This window comes from Dialister sp., from assembly GCF_051885895.1.
Classification (GTDB): Bacteria; Bacillota; Negativicutes; order Veillonellales; family Dialisteraceae; genus Dialister.
Genome location: NZ_JBJEXP010000050.1, coordinates 1 through 24,300, shown reverse-complemented (window position 1 = coordinate 24,300; position 24,300 = coordinate 1). Strand labels below are relative to the sequence as shown.

The window sequence follows — 24,300 nt, the reverse complement described above, 5'->3', positions numbered from 1 at the left end:
GATTTCTGTCATGGGGGATGCCTTTTTCCTTTTTTATTTCTTATCTGGTGATAACAGCAGGGATAATCAGTACAGCCGCTTCTGCACCATTAAAGAGCAGAAACGGGAATGGAAAATATATAAAATGGAAGAATAAAATCAGAGAATTGTATAGTCTGCTTTTTTCGCCTGGGGCCGGGAGCAGTGAAAAAGCGAGGAAAGACGCATATCATCGGATTTCTCCTGCCAAATTCCATTTTCCTGGTGCAGTACTTGCATGGTTGTGGTATAGTATTATCAGCAGGTGATAAAAATGACGGAAAAATGTAAGATGGATAAAAAACAAAGACGAGAAGCCATACAGAATTTACTTCGCCAAAATCCATGTCTGACAGATGGAGATCTGGCAGAACGTTTTTCTGTGTCTGTGGCTACAATCCGCCTGGACAGGCAGACCCTGGGCATTCCCCAGATGAGGGAGCGCATGGAACATCTTGTGGCGTCCCAGCCTTCAGAAGCCAGGGAAGGCGTCCGGGTGCTTGATCTGGATATAGGACAGAAAGGGGTAGGCCTCCTTAAAACGTCTGAGGAAATGGCTGACAGTGCAGGTATGGTTTCTGCAGAAAAACTGTACGGTGCGGCAGCCGGATTTGCGGAGTCGCTGGCGGGGGTTCCCTTTGCTTCTACCCAGGTGGGAAATATCAAGTACAAGGTTCCTGTGGTTCCCGGTACGGTGCTGATTGTGAAAGGACGAATCGTTCTTATGCGGGGAAACAAGAAACATATTTATATCAGTTTCTTCCAGGGGGACGAAGAAGTATACCGTGCTAAATTTATTATGGAAATTTTGAATGAGACGGAGGCGTCCCATGGATAAAATAGCTGTTGATGCGATGGGCGGCGATTTTGCACCGCTGGAAATCGTACTTGGCGCCATTGAGGCTGTGAGAGAATATCATATTCCCGTAGTGCTGGTAGGCGATGAAGACCGGATTCGGGATATTTTGCAAAAAAATCATGAAGAAAATAATCCCCTCATTGAAATCCATCACGCTTCCCAGGTGATTGAAATGGGAGAGCATCCGGGCATGGCTTACAGGAAAAAGAAGGATGCTTCCATATCCGTAGGGGCCAGGCTGGTAAAGAGCGGAGAATGCGGAGCTCTGGTAGCTCCCGGATCCACCGGCGCTGCCGTGACGGCAGGACTTCTGGGAATCGGACGGATCAGGGGCATTGAGCGTCCCGCCATACTGACACCTATTCCCAATGAAAAGGGAGGATATACCTACCTTATCGATTCCGGCGCCAGTGCTCAGCCCAAAGTGGAAACCTATGTACAGAATGCTCTTCTGGGATATATTTATGCATCCAAGGTGGCCGGCATTGCTTCCCCGAAAATCGGTCTTCTGAACATCGGGGCGGAAAGCGCCAAGGGCAGTCCTCTGGTGGCGGAAGCCAATCAGGTGCTTGCTGCCCAGCACGTCATTCCCTTTGCAGGCAATGCGGAAGGCAGAGATGTAATGACCGGTGAATTTGATGTTATTGTGACCGATGGATTTACCGGTAATGTGGTGTTGAAATTTGGAGAAGGCGCAGGAAAACTCATTGCTTCCCTGCTCAGGGATGCAGTCATGAAGGGCGGCATCCGCGCCAAACTGGGCGGACTTCTTTTGAAACCGGCATTGAAGAAATATATGGCCAAACGTCTGGACTATTCCGAATACGGCGGCGCGCCTCTTCTGGGAATCAGAGGGGCACTGGTGATCTGCCACGGCGCATCCAAAGCAAAAGCAATCAAGAATGCTGTCCGCATGGCAAGAGACGTATGCAGCCAGCGGCTGGATGAAGTGGTGGCAGAAACACTCTCCAGAATGGAATTGCAGGAAGAACCGTAAGTACGGGAAACATGCACTGCAGGAAGTGCATGGATCAGTGATTCCATAAAGAAATAGATCTCTTTTCAGGGAAAGGATTTCAAATAATGGTAGATACAAAACGTTTTGCCGGTATTCTTGGTACGGGTCATTATGCACCGGAAAAAATACTGACAAATGCAGATTTGGAAAAAATGGTGGATACATCAGATGAATGGATCCGCACAAGGACCGGCATAGAAACAAGACATATTGCCGGGCAGTCCGAAAATACTTCGGATCTCTGCGTAAAGGCAGCCCGTCAGGCTCTGGATGCAGCAGGACTTACGGCGGATGATATTGATTTTATTCTGGTGGCTACAGCGTCTCCGGATTATGTGGTTCCTTCCACGGCCTGCCTGGTCCAGGATAAACTGGGCTGCACCCATGCCGGCGCCATGGATATTTCAGCCGGCTGCTCCGGATATATTTATGCAGTAGCCGTTGCCTCCAATATGGTCAAAGCCGGCATGTACAAACATATCCTTGTCATCGGTGCGGAAATCCTGTCCCGCCTGGTGAACTGGACAGACCGGTCTACCTGTATTCTCTTTGGCGACGGCGCCGGAGCAGCAGTGATCGGAGAAACGGAAGAAGGCTACGGCCTTCTGGCCTCTGATCTCGGTTCTGACGGAAGCCTGGGGAAAATTCTGGATATTCCCGCCAGCGGCGTGGCAGAACCGGTGACCCACAGAGCCATTGATTCGGGACGTATTTATATTCATATGGAAGGACCGGAAGTTTTCAAGGCAGCTGTCCGCCATATGGGGGCCACCACGCTGAAAACGCTGGCAGAAGCGGGTATATCAAAAGATGATATCGATATGTTTATTGCCCATCAGGCCAATAACCGCATTATCCAGGCGATCGCCAAAAGACTGCAGGTGCCTGCCGATCATATGTGGGTCAATGTAGACCGTTTCGGCAACACTTCTGCGGCTTCCGTAGGCATTGCACTGGATGAAGCTGTCCGCGCAGGCAGGGTAAAGCACGGTGATATCGTGGTGCTGACCGGCTTTGGCGCCGGCCTTACCTGGGGCTGCGATGTCATGCGCTGGATGTAATACAAGAAAATTTCCTGAAACCGGACATTTTCTTCTCTCTATGAATTTATTTCTAATCATATATTGTTACTTTTATGCCATGAGGTGATACGATGAAAATTGCATTTCTTTTCCCGGGACAGGGGTCCCAGAAGGTAGGCATGGTTCATGACCTTTACGAAAAATATGATTCCGTAAAGCGTCTGGTAGAAGAAGCAGATGACACGCTGGGTTTTTCCATTTCCCAGATGATGTTTGAAGGTCCCGATTCCGAACTGATGAAGACGGAATTTACTCAGCCCGCCATTCTTACCGCCAGTGTGGCAGTATGGCAGGTACTGAAGGAAAAGGGCGTAGAACCGGATATTGCTGCCGGCCACAGCCTGGGTGAATATTCCGCGCTGGTTGCTGCAGGTGCTCTTTCCTTTGCAGATGCAGTCAAAACCGTTCATCTCCGCGGCCGTTTCATGCAGGAAGCAGTGCCCCTGGGAGAAGGCGGCATGGCTGCTGTTATCGGCCTTGCTCCGGAAAAGATTGTGGAAGTATGTGAAACTGTTTCCACCGATGCTGCACCGGTACAGGCCGTTAATTTCAACTGCCCCGGACAGGTTGTCATTGCAGGTGCCACAAAAGCAGTGGAAAAGGCCTGCGAAGAACTGAAAAAAGCAGGCGCACGCCGTGCCATCATGCTGAAGGTCAGCGCTCCCTTCCATTCCACACTTATGGAACCGGCTGCTGCCCGTCTGAAAGAAGTACTTGATACCATTGCCATTCATGATACAAAAATTCCGGTGGTGGCCAATGTGAATGCCAAAGAGGAAACCAAAGCCGATGATATCCGCAGAAACCTGGTGGACCAGGCAGCCCATCCGGTACACTGGGAAGAATCCATCCGCAGCATGATTGCCGGCGGTGTGGACCATACGGTAGAAGCCGGCCCGGGTACTGTGCTTTCCGGCTTTATGAGAAAAATTGACCGCAAGGTGCCGTCTGTCCATGCGGAAGATGAAGCTACGGTAGAAGAAGCGGTCAAGTCCCTGAAGGGAGAATAATCCATGGAAAATATCGAAAAAACAGCCCTTGTGACAGGGGCTTCCAGAGGCATCGGCCGGGCTATTGCCCTGGCTCTGGCTTCTAAAGGCTATGCAGTGGCTTTGAATTATGCAGGAAGCCGTGAAGCCGCAGAAGCAGTGCAGAAGGAAATCGAGGAGGCCGGCGGAAAGGCTTTCACTGTGCAGGGAGATGTGTCTAAGAGTGAAGATGTGGACCGTATTTTCAAAACGGTGAAAGATGAATTCGGCGGACTGGATGTCCTTGTCAACAATGCAGGCATCAACAGGGATGCGCTTCTGATCCGCATGAAGGAATCCAACTGGGATGATGTCATTGCTACGGATCTGAAGAGCGATTTCCTTACCATCAAGGCAGCTGCTGCCATGATGATGAGAAAGAGAAAAGGCTCTATCATTAATATTTCTTCTGTGGTAGGTCTGATGGGCAATATCGGCCAGGCCAACTACGCTGCTGCCAAGGCAGGGGTTATCGGTCTCACCAAAGCCTGTGCCAAGGAAATGGCTGCCAGAAATATCCGCGTCAACGCAGTCGCTCCCGGCTTTATAGAAACAGCCATGACTGACGGTATTCCTGAAAAGATCAGGGAAGGCATGATTGCATCCATCCCTCTGGGACGGATGGGACAGCCGGAGGATATTGCCAGAGCGGTATGCTTCCTGGCTTCCGATGATTCCTCCTATATTACCGGCCAGGTGCTGGTGGTAGACGGCGGACTTGTGATGTAATCTGACTTGGAGAACTTTCCCTGTATTATGAGACGCTGTTAAAAAAACGGTTTGTCCTGTGGAAAACAGGTGACAAGCTCTCGTGGTTGTAATATAATCAAAAAGGTACAATTCCCAATGAAAGGTGGTGAAATCATAATGAGCACTTTTGACAGAGTAAAGAAAATCGTTGTTGATCAGCTGGGTGTCAACGAAGCTGACGTAACTATCGATTCTACTTTCATTGACGACCTGGGCGCTGATTCCCTCGATATCGTTGAACTGATCATGGCATTTGAAGAAGAATTCGACATCGAAATTCCGGATGATGCTGCTGAAAAGATTAAAACTGTAAAGAACGCTGTAGACTATATCGACAGCCAGATTCAGTAATCAGAAAGTCATAGTCATAATGGAGCCGGGGAAACTGTTTCCCCGGCAAACCAGTATGATAGAGGGAAAATGCCTCAAAAAAGCGGATTACCTGTCCGTTGTTATCCGTTTTTTTGAGGTTTTATCCTTTCGTGAAGATAACGTCTAATCATTTTTATAGCGAGGTGCTCCTTAATGGAAAAAAGAAGAGTAGTTATTACAGGCATGGGTGTTGTTTCACCTGTAGGTATCGGAACAGAAGAATTCTGGAATGCGTTAATGGCAGGAAAGTCCGGCATCGGACCGATTACCGAATTTGATGCAGAGGGATTCCCGGTACGCATTGCCGGTGAAGTCAAGGACTTTGATGCAGTTAAGTATGTAGGAGACAGAAAAGCTGCCCGCCACATGGACAGAAATGTGCAGTTTGCTGTAGCAGCTGCCAGAATGGCAGTGGAAGATTCCAAACTGGATATGTCCAAGGAAGATCCGAACCGGGTAGGCACCATTATCGGTACAGGCATCGGCGGCATTAACACCATGGAAGAAACCGTTCACCGCATTGATACCCGGGGACCGGGCAAGGTAAATCCTTTCGCTGTTCCTATGATGATTGCCAATATGGCAGCAGGCCAGGTATCCATCAACTTCGGTCTCATGGGACCGGTGCTGGCAGATGTAACAGCCTGCGCTTCCGGCAACAATGCCATCGGCCGTGCTACCAGAACGATTCAGTGGGGCGATGCGGATGTGATGTTTGCCGGCGGTACGGAAGCTGCTGTAGCCAAGACTCCGATGGCAGGATTTGCTGCCATGAAGGCCCTTTCTTCCCGGGAATGCCCGCCGGAAGAAGCATCCTGCCCCTTTGATGCCAGAAGAGACGGCTTTGTTCTGGGTGAAGGCAGCGGCGTGCTGATTCTGGAAGAACTGGAACATGCCAAGAAGAGAGGCGCCCATATTTATGCGGAAGTCATCGGATACGGCTCCAACGGCGACGCTTATCATATTACCGCTCCCCGTCCCGGCGGAGAACTGGCTGCCCGCTGCATGCAGAAAGCTATCAACGATGCAGGGATTTCCCCTGATGATATCGACTATATCAATGCTCATGGCACATCTACCGGCCTGAACGATAAGAACGAAACAAAGGCCATTAAGGATGTACTGGGCAAACATGCCTATGATGTAGTGATCAACTCCACCAAGTCCATGACCGGCCATCTGCTGGGAGCAGCCGGTGCCATTGAAGCCATTGTCTGCGTTCTTTCCATCGAACACAACAGGGTACACCAGACACTGAACCTCAAGACCCCGGATCCGGAATGCGACCTGGACTATGTACCGGAAGGACCGAGAGATGTGAAGGTGGACGTTACCATGTCCAACGCTTTCGGCTTCGGCGGCCACAATGCAGTAGTAGTTATGAGGCGCTATGAAGAATGAGCCACGCAGAAACAAGGCGGAAAGAACGTCTTGAAGAAGTCAGGAAATTTGCAGAGGAAAACAGTATCCCTGTGCAGAATATCCAGCTTCTGAATACAGCCCTCACCCATACCTCCTATGCCAATGAGCATAAAGGAGAAGTCATTCATGACAATGAACGGCTGGAATTTCTGGGAGATGCTGTACTGGATCTGGTGGTAGGGGAATATCTTTTTCTCCGCTTTCCCACCTGGCCGGAAGGAAATCTGACAAGAGCCAAGGCCAGTGCCGTATGCAAACCGGCCTGCGCTGAATGCGCTGCCAAATTCCATATAGGAGACTATATGCGCCTGGGCAAGGGAGAAGAAATGTCCGGCGGACGGACAAGAGTTTCCATCCTGGGAGATGCCTTTGAAGCGGTCATTGGTGCCATTTATCTGGATAACAACTATGAAGTGGCAGCCCGCTTTATTCTGGGGCATCTGAAGAAATATCTGGATCTTATCGATGAAGGCAACTACGACCATGACTACAAAACGGACCTGCAGGAACTGGTGCAGAAGCATAAGGATGCAGAAATCCATTATGAGGTCATTCGTGACGAAGGACCTGATCACGATAAGACGATCTGGATGAAGATCACCATCAACGGCAGGGACTTTGGCACCGGCATGGGTAAAAATAAAAAGGAAGCAGCCCAGAAAGCGGCAAAGGAAGCAATCAGCCGCATACAGAAGGGCGCGCAGATATAAGAGAAAGCACCGTATCCGAAAGGGACGGTGCTTTTGTTGCTTTTTACGTCTTGCGCCCCTTAGGGGGAGAGGGCCACGCAGTGGCGCAGGGGTGTACGGGGCTGCAAGTCGGAATGACACTATGCTGAACTGATTGCCAAACGGCAGCCTTCCCAGAGAACGGTATTTAATGGCAGGGGAGTCACTATCGGCAAGTACCGAGATTCTTCACTGCGTTCAGAATGACGGGTAAGGCGGGAAGGCAAGCACGTAACGCTGACTTTATACTCATCGTCCGTAAGACGATACCACAACCCTCATCCCGTAGGGCTGTCGTCCCCTGAGCGCCAGCGAACTCAACCTTCCGCCGAAGGCGGACACAACCTTCGGGACCCCATGCCCCGTCAACCTTCCCCTCTGAACCCTTACGCATCAGTCATGGCAAAAGTGTACGAAATCACTTGCCTGTCATGTTATAATTAAAAATAGAAAAATATCGATTTTTGAAACTGTTCATTTTGAATGGTTTCATTTTTCTTTACTGATACAGGATTTTGAAACAGAGGATTTCTTATGGATAAAAGCAGAATCAAAAGACAGTACATGGAACCCATGATTCCTTTCCGTCTGAAGGCGCCGTTCCAGCCGACCGGCGACCAGCCGAAGGCGGTCCGGTCTCTGGTGCAGGGACTGAATGAAGGGCAGTGGGCCCAGGTGCTTCTGGGAGCCACCGGTACAGGGAAGACCTTTACCATGGCCAAGGTGATAGAAGAGGTGCAGCGTCCCACCCTGATCATTTCGCCGAATAAGACACTGGCGGCGCAGACGGCCAGTGAGTTCAAGGATTTCTTTCCTGATAATGCGGTGTATTATTTCGTCAGCTATTACGATTACTACCAGCCTGAGTCCTATGTGCCCCAGACGGATACCTATATAGAAAAGGATTCTTCCCGGAATGAGGAAATCGACCGGCTCCGCCATTCGGCCACCATGGCTCTTTTTGAAAGAAAAGACGTCATTATTGTGGCTTCCGTGTCCTGCATCTATGGCCTGGGGGATCCGGAAGACTACAGCACCATGGGCCTTTCTTTACGTCCCGGTGAAGAAATTGAGCGGGATGCTATTATTGAGAAACTGGTGAATATGCAGTACATGCGGAATGATATGAATTTCACCAGAGACACTTTCCGGGTGAGGGGAGATACCATTGATGTATTCCCTGCTTCTGAAAATAATGTGGCTGTGCGGATTGAAATGTTCGGTGATGAAGTGGATTCTCTCACGGAGTTTGACGTGCTTACCGGAGAAACGGTGGCGGAGCGAAATCATATCGGCATATTCCCGGCTTCCCATTATGTCACCAGCTCTGATAAGCTGCGCCGGGCCATCGGTTCTATTGAAAAGGAACTGGACGGCCGGCTGAAGGAACTTCGGGATCAGGGAAAGCTGCTGGAAGCCCAGCGGCTGGAACAGCGCACCCATTATGATCTGGAAATGATGCAGGAGGTGGGGTACTGCTCCGGCATCGAAAACTATTCCCGCCATATGTCCGACAGGAAGCCGGGGGAGCCGCCTTACACACTGCTTGATTATTTCCCCGATGATTTTCTCATCATGATCGATGAATCCCATGTGACGGTGCCCCAGCTCCGGGCCATGTACAACGGTGACCAGTCCCGCAAGAAAACACTGGTGGACTATGGTTTCCGCCTGCCCAGCGCTCTGGACAACAGGCCTTTGACTTTTGATGAATTTACCGAACGAATCAATCAGATTATTTATGTTTCGGCAACGCCTGGCCCCTATGAAATGGGGGTACAGACCAACCTGGCAGAGCAGATTATCCGTCCTACAGGTCTGCTGGATCCCAGCATCGAGGTCCGTCCTATTGAAGGACAGATGGATGACCTGCTGGGAGAAATCCATAAGAGAGAAGATGCACATGAACGGGTGCTCATTACCACTCTTACCAAGAAAATGGCGGAAGACCTTACGGATTTCCTTACCGAGGCAGGGGTGAAGGTACGGTACCTTCATTCCGATGTGGCTACCATTGAAAGAGCGGAAATCATCCGCGACCTCAGGGCCGGTGTTTTCGACGTGCTGGTAGGCATCAACCTGCTCCGCGAAGGGCTGGATATGCCGGAAGTATCTCTGGTGGCAATTCTGGATGCAGATAAGGAAGGGTTCCTCCGGTCTGAAACGTCCATGATTCAGGTCATCGGCCGGGCGGCCCGCAACGAACACGGGCATGTCATCATGTATGCAGACCAGGTGACGAAATCCATGCAGTATGCCATTGATGAAACCAACCGCCGCCGTACTATCCAGGAGGCGTACAATAAAGAACATCACATTATTCCCCATACGGTGCAGAAACGGGTGAAGGATCTCATCGATCTCACAAAGATTGAGGAAAAACCGGAAGATTACGGAAAAGCGTCGGCGAAAAAAGGGGAAATGTCTGATGAAGAGCTTTATATGCAGATGCAGCAGACAGAAAAAGATATGAAACGGGCAGCCAAATCTTTGGAATTCGAAGAGGCTGCCATGTGGCGGGACCAGCTGGCCAAACTGCGCCAGATGTGGACAGACCGCTACGGCTCCCGGGCAGATGCTGCCCTGAAACGGGTAAGCGCCGGAAAGAAGAGAATCAACAGGCCTTCGAAGAAAAGAATATAAGGGCCGCTTTGCTGTTTGAGTTCCTGCGCCCCTTTGGGGTGCGAAGGGATCTGAGGAGATGGTCCTTAAAGACCGAAGGGTCTGGACCAGATAAAAGCAAAATCATAAATCAACCGGTGACGCCATGTGGCGCACTATAGAAAGGAATAGAATGGAAAAAGGAATTGTCATTCACGGGGCCAGGCAGAATAACCTGAAGAATATTGATCTTACCCTGCCCCGGAATAAGCTGATTGTATTTACGGGACTGTCCGGCTCAGGAAAGTCTTCTCTGGCTTTTGATACCATTTATGCGGAAGGACAGAGAAAGTATGTGGAGTCCCTTTCTGCCTATGCACGGCAGTTTCTGGGGCAGATGAACAAGCCTGATGTGGATAAGATTTCCGGCCTTTCCCCGGCCATTTCCATTGATCAGAAATCCACCAGCCACAATCCCCGTTCCACCGTAGGCACGGTGACGGAAATCCACGATTATCTGCGTATGCTTTTTGCGCATGCCAGCCGGGCGTTCTGCCCCCATTGCGGAAGGCCCATCCAGCGGCAGACGGTGGATCAGATCGTGGATGCCCTGACCGCCCTGGGAGACAGGACAAAGCTTATGATCCTGGGCCCTGTGGCAGTGCAGAAAAAGGGCACTCATAAGAAGCTGCTGGAAGAACTGCGAAAAGAAGGATATGTCCGTGTCCGGGTGGACGGGCAGGTCCTGTCCCTTTCCGATGAAATCGAACTGGAAAAGAACAAGAAACACACCATTGAAGTGGTGGTGGACCGCATCATTATAAAAGAAGGCATTGTGCGCCGCCTTACCGATTCGGTGGAAGAAGCACTGAAGCTGGGGGACGGTCTGATGGTAGGAGCAGTGCCCGGAGGGAAGGATTATCTGTTCAGCACTCATTTTGCCTGCCCGGACTGCGGCATTTCCCTGCCCAAACCGGAACCGAGGATTTTTTCCTTCAATAATCCTTTTGGCGCCTGCCCTGCCTGCATGGGACTGGGATCTTCTCTGGAAGCGGATTTCCGCCGCATTCTCCCTGACCATGAGCAGACCTTCCGTCTGGGGGCCATCCGTCCTTTTCCCTATAATAAAGAAAGCTGGCTCTATAAGCAGCTGGATGCGTTTTTGAAATTATATGGACTTACCATGGATGCCTGCTTTAACGATCTGCCTCCCAAGGCGCAGGAAGAATTCAAGTACGGCGGCAGAGATATGCTGACCTTTACCTATACGAATCAGGATGGTGAGACAAAGACCTACCAGCGTCTCTTTGAAGGCATTGTTCCCATGACCAAGCGGAGATACGAGGAAGCCTGGACAGATAAGATGAAGGAATCCCTGGCCAATTATCTGATTGAAAAGCCCTGCCCTGTATGCCATGGCGCCCGGCTCAGACCGGAAAGCCTGGCTTTCCGGGTAGGAGGAAAGAATATTTCCGAAATCTCTGATATGCCTGTATCGGAACTTCTGCCTTTCCTTGACCATCTGGAGCTTTCGGACAAGGAAAAAATCATTGCGGACCAGATCCTGCGGGAAGTGAAAAGCCGCCTCACCTTCCTTTCCAATGTAGGTCTGGAATACCTTACTCTGTCCCGGGGGGCCTCTACCCTTTCCGGCGGCGAGGCGCAGCGTATCCGTCTGGCTACCCAGATCGGCTCCGGGCTGGTAGGCGTTCTATACATTCTGGATGAACCGTCCATCGGCCTTCATCAAAGGGATAATGATAAGCTCCTGGCCACGCTGAAAGGGATGCGGGACCTGGGAAATACGCTTATTGTAGTAGAACATGATGAAGACACCATCCGTTCCGCAGACTGGGTGGTGGATATCGGGCCGGGAGCCGGTGAAAACGGCGGCTATGTGGTGGCGGAAGGCACACCGGAAGATATTAAGAAATCAAAGGAATCCATTACCGGCGCCTATCTGCGGGGAGACAAATATATTCCTCTGCCGGAGAAAAGAAGAAAAGGAAACGGCCTGTTTCTGACCATCAAGGGGGCAGCCGAACACAATCTGAAGCATATCAATGTATCCTTCCCCCTGGGAGCGCTGACGGTGGTTACCGGGGAATCGGGCTCCGGCAAGAGTACCCTGGTGAATGAAATTCTCTACCGGGGACTGTCCAATATTAAGAACCATACATCCTATGCGGAAGGACAGTACGATTCCATGGAAGGGGCGGAATACGTAGACAAAATTATCGATATTGACCAGCAGCCCATCGGACGCACCCCGAGATCCAATCCTGCCACCTACACCGGCGTTTTCAATGATATCCGTGAATTGTTCAGCCAGACATCGGAAGCCAAAATGCGGGGATACAAGCCGGGGCGCTTCAGCTTCAACATCAAAGGCGGCCGCTGCGAGGCCTGCCATGGCGACGGCATTATTAAAATTGAGATGCAGTTTCTCTCCGACGTGTATGTACCCTGTGAAGTCTGCCATGGGGCCCGTTATAACAGGGAAACCCTGGAAGTCCGGTACAAGGGAAAGAACATTTCTGATGTGCTGAATATGACTGTAGATGAAGCGGTGCCTTTCTTTGAAAATCATTCCCGTATACTGCGCAAGCTGGAAACGCTGCAGGAAGTGGGGCTGGGATATATCCATCTCGGACAGCCGGCAACAACCATGTCCGGCGGCGAGGCCCAGCGGGTGAAACTGGCTACGGAACTCATGAGAAGAGGTACCGGAGATACTCTCTATATCCTGGATGAACCGACTACAGGCCTTCATTCCGAAGATATCCGGAAACTTATGATTGTCCTGCAGAAACTGGTTGACCAGGGCAATACGGTAGTGGTCATCGAACACAACCTGGACGTGATCAAGGTGGCGGACTACATTATCGACCTGGGCCCCGAAGGGGGAGACAAAGGCGGGGAAGTGGTAGCCTGCGGCACACCGGAGGAAATCTGCCGGGTGAAACGGTCCTATACGGGACAGTACCTGCTTCCTGTCATCGAAAGGACAAGGGAAGTGATGAAAGCCCATGAAAATGATTGATGTGAATGATAAAATCCGGGCCAAAGTAGAAGCACTGCCTGACTCCCCCGGCGTATACCGCTGGAAAGACAAAGACGGACGCATTATTTATGTCGGAAAAGCCAAAAATCTGAAAAATCGGGTCCGTTCCTATGTGAGAGAAGATAAGAACCGCTCTCCCAAAGTAGCTGCCATGATCCGCCATGCAGAAGATCTGGACATTACCATGACTGCCACAGAAATGGAAGCCCTTATCCTGGAGTGCAACCTGATCAAGGAAATCCATCCGAAGTACAATATTTCTCTTCGGGATGATAAATCCTATCCCTATGTGAAAATTACCACCAATGAAGAGTGGCCCCGCATTTTTGTTACCAGAAATATCCGCCATGATGACGGAGCGCGGTACTTCGGACCCTTTACCGATGTGGGCAGCCTCCGCACGACCCTGAGTCTCCTGCGCCGCTACTATCCCATCCGCAGCTGCCGCTCCATGAAGGTATCCAGACCCTGTCTGCAGTATCACCTTCATTTATGCTGCGCCCCCTGCTTCCAGCTCTGCAGCCGGGAGGAATACAGCTCCTATGTACACACGGTGTGTGACCTTTTTGAAGGAAAAAGCACAGGACTGGTGCAGGAACTGAAAAAGAAAATGATGGAAGCCTCGGAAAAGCTGGACTTTGAACTGGCAGCCCGACTGCGGGACCAGATCCGGGCCGTGGAATCGGTGCAGCAGAGACAGAACATTGTGGCCAGCGAAGGGGACTTTGATGTGGTGGGCTATGCCAGAGACGGCAGCCATGCAGGACTGGAAGTTTTCTATATCCGCTATGGACGTATGGTGGGCAAGGAAAACTTCAGCATACCGGAAAGCGAAAATGAAACGGATGAGGAAATCGTGACTGCTTTCATCCGTGATTTCTACGGCGGAAATCCCACCTCCATTCCCAAGGAAATCATCCTGCCCCTTCTTCCGGAGGAACAGGAACTGATCGCCTCCTGGCTGACGAAGCTGAGAGGCAGTGATGTGGCCCTGATCCTTCCGCAGCGGGGCTTCAAACGGCGGCTGAAGGACATGGCCATGGCCAATGCCGCCAAGTACCTTTCTGATAAGAAACTGCAGTGGGAATACCAGGATGCCCGGGAACAGGGAGCCGTGACCAAGCTGAAAGAACTGCTTCATCTGCCCCGCCTGCCTGAAAGAATGGAATGCTTTGATATTTCCCATAACCAGGGGGCGGAGACTACAGGATCCATGGTGGTCTTTGAGCATGGCCGCCCGGCGAAAAAGGAATACAGGAAATTCAAGCTGAGAACCACCCAGGGCCATGCGGATGATTTCAAGTCCATGGCAGAAGTCATGAGCCGCCGCTATGGCAATGAAAAGGACTGGCCTGCACCGGACCTCATCGTACTGGACGGCGGCCTGGGCCAGCTTCATGCGGCTCTGCCCGCCATTCGGGAAGCAGGCTGCGATGCACCGGTCATCGGCCTGGCCAAGAGAATTGAAGAAATCTATGTGGAAGGCTCGGAAATTCCCATTGTGCTGGATCATCATGAACCGGCCCTCCAGCTTCTCCAGTACATCCGTGATGAAGCCCATCGCTTCGTCATTACCTACCATCGGAAATGGACCAACAAAAGAAATACGGAGTCCGTGCTGGATCATATCGAAGGCATCGGCCCCGCCAGAAGGAATGCTCTCTGGCATGCCTTCCGTTCTCTGGATGAAATGAAAAAAGCCAGCATGGAAGAGCTGTCTCAGGTGCCCGGCATGAACCGGCGGGCAGCGGAAGCGGTCTATCAGTTCTTCCGCCTGCGGAAAGATGAAAAGCAGATGGTGATTAACGGACAGAAGGTGGAAGAAGAGCAGTGAGCTGGTGGACTGACAGATTAGTGGGATAGTGTGGCGATGGACCTGCAAAGTCATTTCTGACCGCTTGTCATCCAGTGCGAAGGAATACCACAAATGAGACTGGTAGTAATAAATACCGGTTGGCAGGAAGGTGTAAAACTGTGGAGGACTGATATTATTTCCTTCACGGTCTTTAAGCGAAGATGAACATAATCCTGAGCAGCAGTCTGCATTTCGGGCTTCTTACCTTCAAGGCTTTTTCTCCGTGCTTATTCAGCTCTTTTCCCAAGCGTACCCTTGACAAAGACGGATTCTCCACGTATAATGATGAAGTTGATAATTTTATCCACCCAGCTTAGAGCGCTGTATGAAACATACAGCAGAGCTATCAAGCGGCATTGCGGCCGATAGGTAAGGAGGTGCTAAGAATGCCGGTTCCGAAGACAAAAAGTTCCAGATCCCGTCGTGATAAGAGACGTGCAAACTGGAAGCTGACTGTTCCGGGTCTTGTGGAATGCCCACAGTGCCATGCACTGAAAAAACCTCATCATGTATGCCCTGTATGCGGTTACTACAAAGGCAAACAGATCATCAGCAAAACCGTTGAAGAATAATAAGAAAACGTTTTCCTGCAGAGGGAAACGTTTTTTTAGTGCCTTGAAAAGCTGGTGTATCTTCTGAATCCTTTGAACCCTGGCCGCGTAAAGCGGCCCTTTTATCTATTTTCCACATGGTATCCATGCAGAAAATATGCTATAATTATCGCAAGTTCAATGCAGAAATCCCATGATTTCCGTTCCTGTTGAAGGATAGATGCAGTTATGGAGTATGGAACAGGGAAAAGAAGGGGATTGGCTGCAAAATAAAAAAGGGAGGAACAGTAGAATGGCAGGAAGTAAATGGAAAAAGATTCTGGCAGTAGGTTTGTGCGGCCTTATGGCAGCAGGTGTTTTTGCAGGATGCGGTGGAAGCGGCGGCAGTTCCGGCGGCAAGATGAAGGTGGGAGTTGTGCAGATTGTGCAGCACCCGGCGCTGGATGAGTCGAACAAAGGCTTTGTGGATGCTCTGAACGAAGCGGGGCTGAAGGATAAGGTGGAAATCGACCAGCAGAATGCCCAGGGCGATCAGTCCAACCTGAAGGCCATTGCAAACCGCTATGTGTCCGGCAATTATAATCTGATCTGTGCGATTTCTACACCGGCGGCTCAGGCCATGGCCAATGCTACCGATAAGATTCCGATTATCTGCACCGCTATTGCCGACTTTGAAAATGCAAAGCTCATGAAATCGGAAAAAGCACCGGACAGCAATGTTACAGGAACCAATGACCGGGGACCCATTGAAAAACAGGTACAGTTAATCAAAGAAATTCAGCCGAATGCGAAGAAAGTGGGCATTATTTACAATTCCAGTGAAATCAATTCGGTGGTACAGGCTCAGCACCTGAAAGAAAACTGCCAGCCTCTGGGAATTGACGTAGTAGAGCTCACAGTAAACTCAGTCAATGATGTGCAGCAGGTAGCAGAAGGATTCCTGGGAGGCAAGGTGGATGCCATCTTTGTTCCCACCGACAATATCATTGCCTCTTCCATTCCTACACTTATGGCTGTAGCCAACAGAGAGAAGATCCCTGTTTACGGTGCTGAAGTGGGACATGTAAAGAACGGCGTCCTGGCATCCGAGTCCATCAGCTTCTATGATATCGGACACCGGGCCGGGGAAATGGCAGCAGAAATCCTCAAGGGCAATAAGACCGTGAAGGATTTCCCTGTAGAAGGAGCCGGCAAGTCAAAGCTTTACATTAATAAGAGTGAAATGGAAACATTGGGAATCCAGATTCCAAAGGAAGTTCTTGACAGGGCAGAGATGATCTGACAGTATACGAATGACCGATAAAGAGTAACTTCCGCCGCAGCCGGAAGTTACTCTTTATCTATGATTTTAGGATTTTACGGAAAGGGTTTGTGTCGTGGCTTCAAAACTGAAACAGCTCTGGTGGTTAATGCTTATTTTTGCGGTCTGCAATATAGCGATGGCCGTTCTTTTGTACCAGTCTTCTTCACCGGAACCGGTGAATGAGGATGTACAGCCCATAGCGGCGAAGGATGTGTATTCCATCGGTATTCTGCAGGCAGATGATCTTGCAGAGCAGGATAAAATGACTGCCGGTGTGCTGGCAGCTCTGGAAGCAGAGGGATACAGCAAAGGCGGCCATGCCAGAATTGATGTTGTAAAAGCCAATGGCAATGATAAAAAGCTGGAAGCTTCGGCAAAGAAGTTCGTCAGAGACAAAAAGGATTTAATTATTGCGGTAGGCACTGATTCCGCCAAGGCAGCAGCCCGTGTAACCAAAAGCATCCCGGTTGTAGGGGTAGGCGTTATGAATTTCAAAAAAGACAAGGATTTTGAAAATCACCATAACATTACCGGCATGATGGATAATCCTGCCATCCTTACCCAGATCCGCATGGCGAGCCGCTGCATTTCCATCCAGAAACTGGGAATCCTTTATAATCCCAAGGATGATTCCTCTGTTCTTCAGCTGGGGATCCTTAGAGAAGTGGCTGCCCAGAAGGGAGTACAGCTCTATGAAGTGGCCTATCAGCCTGACAAAGCGGCAGAACCGCAGATTCAGAAGCTGGTGGGGCATATTTCCGCTCTTTATGTGCCGGAAGACCCGGACCTTCTTTCCTATTTTGATGATATCGTGAAAATCATGAACGGCGCCGGTATTCCTATTATCGGAGAACAGGCTGAAATGGTGAGAAGAGGGGCACTCATATCCGTATCGCCCAGCTATTACCGCATGGGCTTCTCCGGAGGACGGATTGCGGCCAGCCTGCTGAAGGGGGACATCATTCCTGAAGATATTCCCATCATGCGGCAGCAGGATCCGGATATTGTGATTAATATGAAGCAGGTCAACCTGCTCAATATTCCTCTGCCCGGTGATCTCTGGCAGCGCTCCAGAAAACTTTATCTCTATGACGGACAGCCGGCAAGACCCTGAGAAAGCACAGAATTCATAAGAATTAAAATCAGCGCTTTCCTGATTGATTTGTTTTATAAAAGCATGTGACTTTAATATAACGCAAAGGAAGGAAATCAAATGGCAGATTTAGCAGTTTCCACCATTGCCCAGGGACTCATGTGGTCCATTCTGGCAATCGGTGTATTTCTTTCATTCCGTGTACTGGATGTACCGGATATGACCTGCGAAGGCAGTTTTCCACTGGGTGGTGCCATAGCCGCATCTCTCATCGCTTCCGGGGCTTCTCCCTGGGCGGCCATTGCAGCAGGCGCATTTGGCGGTCTGATTGCAGGCACTGTAACAGGCATTCTCTATACAAAGCTTAAGATTCCGGCTATTCTTGCCGGCATTCTTACCATGATTGCTCTCTATTCCATCAATCTTCATATCATGGGAAAGGCAAATATTTCCCTCCTTCGTGTGGATACCGTATTTTCCAACACCGCCGGCATGCTCCATGTGAGCCAGTCCACAGCTGCTTTCATCGTGCCTGCTGTGCTCATGATTATTATTTCCGCCTTTATTTACTGGTTTTTCGGCACAGAACTGGGCATGTGTATCCGTGCCACCGGGTTTAATCCCCAGATGGTACGGGCTCAGGGCGTGAATACGGATACCATGGTCATCATGGGACTCTTTATTTCCAATGCCCTTATCGGACTCTGCGGCGCAGTAGTGGCTCAGAACAACGGATTTGCAGATGTAGGCATGGGCATCGGTACCATCGTTATCGGGCTTGCTTCCGTCATTATCGGCGAGGTCATCCTCGGTGTAGACAGCTTCTCCGCCTCTCTTCTGGCCGTGGTGGTAGGCTCCATTATTTACCGTGTGGTCATTGCCGTGGTGCTTTATCTGGGCATGCCGCCGAATGATCTGAAACTGTTCACGGCGATCCTTGTCATGCTGGCTCTGGCTGCGCCCATGCTCAAAGGCAAAATCAATATCGGAAAGGCGGGCTGATCATGCTTAAAGTAACCAATATCAGCAAGACCTTCTTTAAAGGTACGACCAATGAAAAGAAAGCGCTTATCAATCTGTCCCTGACTTTGAATGACGGAGATTTCTGCACGGTTATCGGAAGCAACGGGGCAGGCAAAAGTACACTCCTGAATTCCATTGCCGGAGCCTATATTCCGGACAGCGGCACCATTGAAATCAACGGACACGATGTGACCAAGGTGAGTGAGTATAAAAGAGCCAAGTATATCGGCCGCGTCTTCCAGGATCCTCTGAAAGGCACCGCTGCCGGCATGCAGGTGGAAGAAAACCTGATCATTGCTTCCAGAAGAGGCGAAAGCCGCCGTCTGCGCTGGGCCTTTTCTGCCGGCGACCATGAAAAATTCCGTGAAATGGTTGCCCGCCTGGGCCTGGGACTGGAAGACCGCCTCTCCACCAGAATCGGCCTCCTCTCCGGCGGCCAGAGACAGGCGCTGACCCTTCTCATGGCTACCCTGAAAAAACCGGACATCCTTCTTCTCGATGAACCGACCGCCGCTCTGGACCCGAAAACGGCAGGCAAAGTGCTGAAAATTACGGATGAGATTGTTCATGAGCAGCACCTGACTACTCTCATGATTACCCATAACATGAGAGACGCTCTCAAGTACGGCAACCGCCTCATCATGATGAACAGCGGCACCATTATTGCAGACTATACACCGGAGGAGAAGCAGAAGCTCACCATTGATGACCTGCTGAAGAAATTTGAGGAAACCTCCGGAGCCATGAGCGACAGGGTGCTTCTGGGATAACAGAAATCTCTGCAGATATACCTTGCAATCCCCGGGACATTCATGTATAATTACTCGTGGTTGAACTGTACCCCAGTTTATCGCAACTCCGGCGTAGACCTGGATACAGCAATTTATATTTTTATAGGAGGCTATTATGTTAACAGCTGAAGCAAAAAAAGAAATCATTGACACCTATGCCGTTCATGAAGGCGACACCGGATCTCCGGAAGTTCAGATTGCAATCCTCTCCAAGAGAATCGCTCTCCTCACCGAACATCTGAAATCCCACAAGAAAGACCATCATTCCCGCCGCGGACTGCTGAAAATGGTCGGCCAGCGCAGAAATATGCTGGACTACCTCCGTCGCAAGGACATTGAACGCTACAGAGCTCTTGGTGAAAAACTGGGCCTGCGTCTGAAATAAGATTTCAATAAAAAAGACTGCTTTTGGGCAGTCTTTTTTTGTATATATAAGACCCCTGCCTTTTTTATAAAAGGCAGGGGTTTTATTTTCATATGATTTCTTTGCTTCAAGACAACACGAAAAGCCCGAAAGAGCTAGGCCCGGCGGATAGAAGACAGATGCGCCAATCTTCCACCGCTCCATCATGACGATGGACTCTTTCAGGCTATTCGCTTAGACCTCGGAATGAACCAAGGCGCCTAATCAGGTAATGCAAGACAAACTCATAACGCATCGAACGGATCGGAACCCGGAGCTCTTATGTTTTCATCCATGCGAGATGGCCTGCAGCCGGACCAGGAACCGGGTATTTTTTCGTGGCCACTCCCCGGACCTCATCCGAACTCTCATCTAAATTTATTATATAGGATAAAATCAAAAATTGGAATAGGAAAAATAAAACCAGTATTATTTATTTTGCAATTGTAATGGCATATATGTATTAAAGTGATAGGCGAGAACGATTTCTTTCCATAAATTCAGCTTCTAACTAAAATATAATCAAATATTCAGACAGATGGAAGATAATAAAAATTTCAATCTAAAATATTGCGGTATTTTAACGGATACAGGCAGACTGTACTTTCTCCGGTTCGTGCCGCTCATTAAAATAAAGGACCATACTGTTCGATGATATGAAGTCCGATTATAATTTCTGCTCTGCTTTTATTATTTTACAGCTTTAGAAAGGATGGTATATTTACCGGTTAAAAGATAACTCTGGAAAGTACTGATTCATTCATAGAGTCTGTTTTCATAAGAGCTTTTATGCACTGCCCAGAGGCGAAGCAGGACTGGAAAAATGGCCCTGCTCTGATTGCAGCTGGTGTCGTTTTTTTTATCACCGGTTTTAGATATAAAAAGTAAACCGGCATATTCACCAGGAAATATTTCTTACTCCCATATTTACCTCTTTCGAACTCATGAAAAGCGATTTCATATCAAAGTCAAGCAGGAGAAGCGGCGGAGTCATTTATCTCCTTTTTGCGTATTCACCGATCATAATGGACTTTTTCATCTGGTGACGAAACATTCCTATTCACTTTATAATAAGTATCCTGTATAATAAGAAAATACGTGAAAAAGGATTTATTGATTACAGGAGGAAAAGGAATGTTCAAGACATTTCAGATGGACCTGGCCGGTCGTCCGCTTATTATTGAGACCGGCAAAATGGCGAAACAGGCAAATGGTGCCGTACTGGTAAGATACGGTGATACGGTGGTGCTGGTGGCTACCACTGCCAGCAAGGAACCGCGGGAGGGAACTGATTTCTTCCCTTTGACCGTTGATTATGAAGAGAAGATGTATGCCGTAGGCAAGATGCCTGGAGGATTCCTGCGCCGCGAAGGCCGTCCGGGAAATTCCGCCATTCTGAATGCCCGTCTGATTGACCGTCCGATTCGTCCGCTTTTTGATAAACGCTGCCGCAATGATGTGCATGTAGTGGCTACGGTTCTTTCTGTGGATTATGATAATGCGCCGGAACTGTGCGGTATGCTGGGGGCTTCTGCTTCCATCGGCATTTCCGATATTCCCTGGGACGGCCCCATTGCCGGTGTCCGCATCGGCAGAGTGGATGGGAATTATGTAGTGAACCCCACCCAGGAACAGCTGGCTCAGTCTTCCATGAACATTACAGTAGCTGGTTCTGAAGAAGCTATCATGATGGTAGAAGGCGGCGCTAATGAAGCACCGGAAGAAGAAGTGCTGGATGCCATTATGTTTGGCCATGAAACCATTAAGGAACTGTGCCGTTTCCAGAAGAAGATTATCGAAGAAGTAGGCAAGCCGAAGCGCACCCTGGTGTTCCCGGAAGTTCCGCAGGAAATCGACGACGCTGTGGCTGCTTTTGCCACCGAAGACCTGAAGAAGGCTATTTTCGATGCAGACAAGCTGAGAAGAGATGGCAATATTGATGCTGTGAAAAAAGCAGCCAGGGAACATTTTGCAGACATTTATCCGGACAACGGTGCTGATGTGGCAGAAAGCCTTGACCATCTGACCAAGAAGATTGTGCGTGATTCCATTTCCAATGAAGGTATCCGTCCGGATGGCAGAAAGCTGACAGAAATCCGTCCGATTACCTGCGAAGTAGGCATTCTGCCAAGAGTGCACGGCAGTGCTCTCTTTACCCGCGGCCAGACCCAGGCTCTTTCTGTGACCACTCTGGCTCCCATGTCGGAAACCCAGATCATTGATGATCTCACTCCTGTTACAGAAAAACGGTATATCCATCAGTATAATTTCCCATCCTACTGCGTAGGCGAAACAAAGGGCTCCAGAGGTCCGGGACGCCGTGAAATCGGTCATGGCGCACTGGCAGAAAGAGCGCTCCGTCCGGTGATTCCTTCTGTAGAAGAATTCCCTTATGCTATCCGCGTGGTTTCTGAAATTCTGGAATCCAACGGCTCCTCTTCCCAGGCTTCTGTCTGCGGCAGTACCATGTCCCTTATGAATGCAGGCGTACCCATTAAGGCACCGGTAGCAGGCATTGCCATGGGCCTCATCGAAAACGGCGGCAAGTTCAGCATTCTTTCCGATATCCAGGGCATGGAAGATGCGCTGGGCGATATGGACTTCAAAGTAGCAGGCACAGCCAAAGGTGTCACTGCCATCCAGATGGATATCAAGGTACATGGCCTGTCCCGTGATATCCTGCTGGCTGCTCTGAAGCAGGCTCATGAAGGCCGTCTCTTCATTCTGGGCAAGATTGCAGAATGCATTGACAAGCCTGCAGATCATCTGTCCCCCTATGCACCGAAGATTATTGCCATCACCATTCCGGTGGAAAAAATCCGTGAAGTTATCGGTGCCGGCGGCAAGACCATCAATAAGATCCAGGATGAAACCGGTGCCAAGCTGGATGTGGAAGAAGACGGACACGTATATATTTCCTCCACTGATGAAGAAGCGGCACAGAGAGCAAAGAAGATTGTAGAAGGCCTTACTCATGAAGTGAAGGCAGGCGAAACCTACCTGGGCCGGGTTACCCGTCTTATGAAATTCGGCGCATTCGTAGAAATCCTGCCAGGCAAGGAAGGTCTGGTTCATGTGTCCCAGCTGGCTCTGCAGCGGGTGGAAAAACCGGAAGACATTGTCCATGTAGGCGATGAAATCATGGTCAAGGTGACTGAAATCGACGACAAAGGCCGCATCAACCTGTCCCGCAAGGCTCTTCTTCTGGAAAAGAAAAACAAATGAGAACCCGGGGATTTGAAGTCGTTTCTGCCTGGGAGAAGGAAGGAATTCATCTTCCCGTAAGGAAGACCGCCTCCAGTGCAGGCTACGACATAGAAAGCGGGAAGGATATGGATATCCTGCCGGGAAAAGTCACTCTGATTCCTACAGGCCTTAAAGCCTATATGGGAGAGGATGAATATCTGGCGATTCATATCCGCTCCAGCATGGCTATCAAGCATGGCATTATCCTGATTAACAGTACCGGTATTATTGATTCCGACTACTATAATAATGAAGATAATGAAGGCCATATTATGGTGGCAGTTTACAACACATCTTCCGAACCTTTTCATGTAGCCAAGGGAGACCGGGTAGCTCAGGGAATTTTCACCAGGTACCTGAAGGCCGACGGCGATGAAGCCAAAGGAAAAAGAACCGGCGGCGTAGGAAGTACGGGCAGATAAAGAACAGGCATGTCCAGGGCGGCGGATGGTATCCGCCGCTTTTTCTTTCAGGAGGCAGAGTATGAGCGTTGAAAAAGAAACAATGATCAGCCGTGAGGAAATTTACGATGGACAGATTGTCCATCTGTTCAAGGATCAGGTGGAGCTGGCAGGGAAGAAAACCATCAGGGAAGTGATTCTTCACTGCGGCGCCGCTGCCATTATTCCTGTTACCGATGACGGGAAAGCCCTTTTTGTGAAACAGTACCGCTATCCTGTAGGCGAGGCCCTTCTGGAGATTCCGGCAGGAAAGATGGATCCGGGAGAAACGCCGGATGCATGCGCTGCCCGGGAGCTGGAAGAAGAAACGGGCTATCGGGGAACCCTGAAGAAACTGGGCTATGTCTATACTACGCCGGGCTTCTGCAATGAAACGATTCATCTCTATCTGGCTACCAATCTGGTACATACGGCCCAGCATCTGGATGAAGGCGAATTTCTGGACGTGCTGGCCATTCCGTTGGACCAGGTATGGGATATGATCCGAAAGGGAGAAATTTACGATGCGAAAACCCTTTCCGCCTTTGCCATTGCCCGGGATGAACTGAAATAAGAAACAAACAGGAAAGCTCCTCTGCCTGTGCAGAGGGGCTTTTGCTATGGTGAAAACGCAGCTTTGGCGGGCGTTTAGC

The 24,300-nt window shown here is 49.9% G+C and carries 20 protein-coding genes; all 20 read left to right on the top strand.

Annotated features, from left to right (window positions below):
• Window positions 1-310 precede the first annotated feature (310 nt).
• Window positions 311-856, top strand: a complete 546-nt coding sequence (locus tag ACI4N7_RS04450) for a DeoR family transcriptional regulator (protein WP_439732161.1) — start codon at window positions 311-313, stop codon at window positions 854-856.
• Window positions 849-1,874 (top strand): phosphate acyltransferase PlsX, encoded by a 1,026-nt coding sequence (gene plsX, locus ACI4N7_RS04445; protein ID WP_439732160.1) that lies wholly within the window; start codon window positions 849-851, stop codon window positions 1,872-1,874. The genes ACI4N7_RS04450 and plsX overlap by 8 nt, the downstream gene beginning before the upstream one ends.
• A gap of 86 nt (window positions 1,875-1,960) precedes the next feature.
• Entirely contained in the window at window positions 1,961-2,956 is a 996-nt protein-coding gene (locus ACI4N7_RS04440) for a beta-ketoacyl-ACP synthase III (RefSeq protein ID WP_439732159.1), read from the top strand.
• Window positions 2,957-3,048: 92 nt separating this feature from the next.
• Entirely contained in the window at window positions 3,049-3,987 is a 939-nt protein-coding gene (gene fabD, locus ACI4N7_RS04435; RefSeq protein ID WP_439732158.1) for an ACP S-malonyltransferase, read from the top strand.
• Between the two features lie 3 nt (window positions 3,988-3,990).
• Window positions 3,991-4,734, top strand: coding sequence for a 3-oxoacyl-[acyl-carrier-protein] reductase (gene fabG, locus ACI4N7_RS04430; RefSeq protein ID WP_439732157.1), 744 nt, complete (start codon window positions 3,991-3,993; stop codon window positions 4,732-4,734).
• A gap of 138 nt (window positions 4,735-4,872) precedes the next feature.
• Complete coding sequence (locus tag ACI4N7_RS04425) at window positions 4,873-5,106, top strand: acyl carrier protein (RefSeq protein WP_008858827.1); 234 nt, start codon at window positions 4,873-4,875, stop codon at window positions 5,104-5,106.
• 174 nt (window positions 5,107-5,280) lie between these two features.
• Window positions 5,281-6,528 (top strand): beta-ketoacyl-ACP synthase II, encoded by a 1,248-nt coding sequence (fabF, locus tag ACI4N7_RS04420; protein ID WP_439732156.1) that lies wholly within the window; start codon window positions 5,281-5,283, stop codon window positions 6,526-6,528.
• Window positions 6,525-7,259 carry a ribonuclease III gene (gene rnc, locus ACI4N7_RS04415; RefSeq protein ID WP_439732155.1) on the top strand — a complete coding sequence of 245 codons (735 nt, stop codon included), beginning with the start codon at window positions 6,525-6,527 and terminating at the stop codon, window positions 7,257-7,259. Before fabF ends, rnc begins: the two co-directional genes overlap by 4 nt.
• Window positions 7,260-7,811: 552 nt before the next feature.
• A complete protein-coding gene (gene uvrB, locus ACI4N7_RS04410; RefSeq protein WP_439732154.1) occupies window positions 7,812-9,920 on the top strand; it encodes an excinuclease ABC subunit UvrB in 2,109 nt (702 codons plus the stop codon).
• 151 nt (window positions 9,921-10,071) lie between these two features.
• Entirely contained in the window at window positions 10,072-12,921 is a 2,850-nt protein-coding gene (gene uvrA, locus ACI4N7_RS04405) for an excinuclease ABC subunit UvrA (RefSeq protein WP_439732153.1), read from the top strand.
• Window positions 12,908-14,776: an excinuclease ABC subunit UvrC gene (gene uvrC, locus ACI4N7_RS04400; RefSeq protein WP_439732152.1), complete on the top strand. Its 1,869-nt coding sequence runs from the start codon at window positions 12,908-12,910 to the stop codon at window positions 14,774-14,776. Before uvrA ends, uvrC begins: the two co-directional genes overlap by 14 nt.
• 407 nt (window positions 14,777-15,183) lie before the next feature.
• Window positions 15,184-15,369 carry a 50S ribosomal protein L32 gene (gene rpmF / locus ACI4N7_RS04395; protein WP_008858833.1) on the top strand — a complete coding sequence of 62 codons (186 nt, stop codon included), beginning with the start codon at window positions 15,184-15,186 and terminating at the stop codon, window positions 15,367-15,369.
• A 271-nt stretch (window positions 15,370-15,640) separates the two neighbouring features.
• Window positions 15,641-16,630, top strand: a complete 990-nt coding sequence (locus ACI4N7_RS04390; RefSeq protein ID WP_439732151.1) for an ABC transporter substrate-binding protein — start codon at window positions 15,641-15,643, stop codon at window positions 16,628-16,630.
• Between the two features lie 157 nt (window positions 16,631-16,787).
• Window positions 16,788-17,765, top strand: coding sequence for an ABC transporter substrate-binding protein (locus ACI4N7_RS04385; RefSeq protein ID WP_439732150.1), 978 nt, complete (start codon window positions 16,788-16,790; stop codon window positions 17,763-17,765).
• A gap of 99 nt (window positions 17,766-17,864) precedes the next feature.
• The gene (locus ACI4N7_RS04380; RefSeq protein WP_439732149.1) at window positions 17,865-18,746 is read left to right on the top strand and encodes an ABC transporter permease; all 882 of its coding nucleotides are present in this window, start codon (window positions 17,865-17,867) and stop codon (window positions 18,744-18,746) included.
• Window positions 18,747-18,748: 2 nt separating this feature from the next.
• Window positions 18,749-19,537 (top strand): ABC transporter ATP-binding protein, encoded by a 789-nt coding sequence (locus ACI4N7_RS04375; protein ID WP_439732148.1) that lies wholly within the window; start codon window positions 18,749-18,751, stop codon window positions 19,535-19,537.
• A gap of 136 nt (window positions 19,538-19,673) precedes the next feature.
• Complete coding sequence (gene rpsO / locus ACI4N7_RS04370) at window positions 19,674-19,943, top strand: 30S ribosomal protein S15 (protein WP_439732147.1); 270 nt, start codon at window positions 19,674-19,676, stop codon at window positions 19,941-19,943.
• Window positions 19,944-21,095: 1,152 nt separating this feature from the next.
• On the top strand, window positions 21,096-23,186 hold the full coding sequence (locus tag ACI4N7_RS04365) for a polyribonucleotide nucleotidyltransferase (RefSeq protein ID WP_439732146.1): 2,091 nt from the start codon (window positions 21,096-21,098) through the stop codon (window positions 23,184-23,186).
• Window positions 23,183-23,629 (top strand): dUTP diphosphatase, encoded by a 447-nt coding sequence (gene dut, locus ACI4N7_RS04360; RefSeq protein ID WP_439732145.1) that lies wholly within the window; start codon window positions 23,183-23,185, stop codon window positions 23,627-23,629. The genes ACI4N7_RS04365 and dut overlap by 4 nt, the downstream gene beginning before the upstream one ends.
• 61 nt (window positions 23,630-23,690) lie before the next feature.
• On the top strand, window positions 23,691-24,221 hold the full coding sequence (locus tag ACI4N7_RS04355) for an NUDIX hydrolase (protein WP_439732144.1): 531 nt from the start codon (window positions 23,691-23,693) through the stop codon (window positions 24,219-24,221).
• Window positions 24,222-24,300 lie beyond the last annotated feature (79 nt).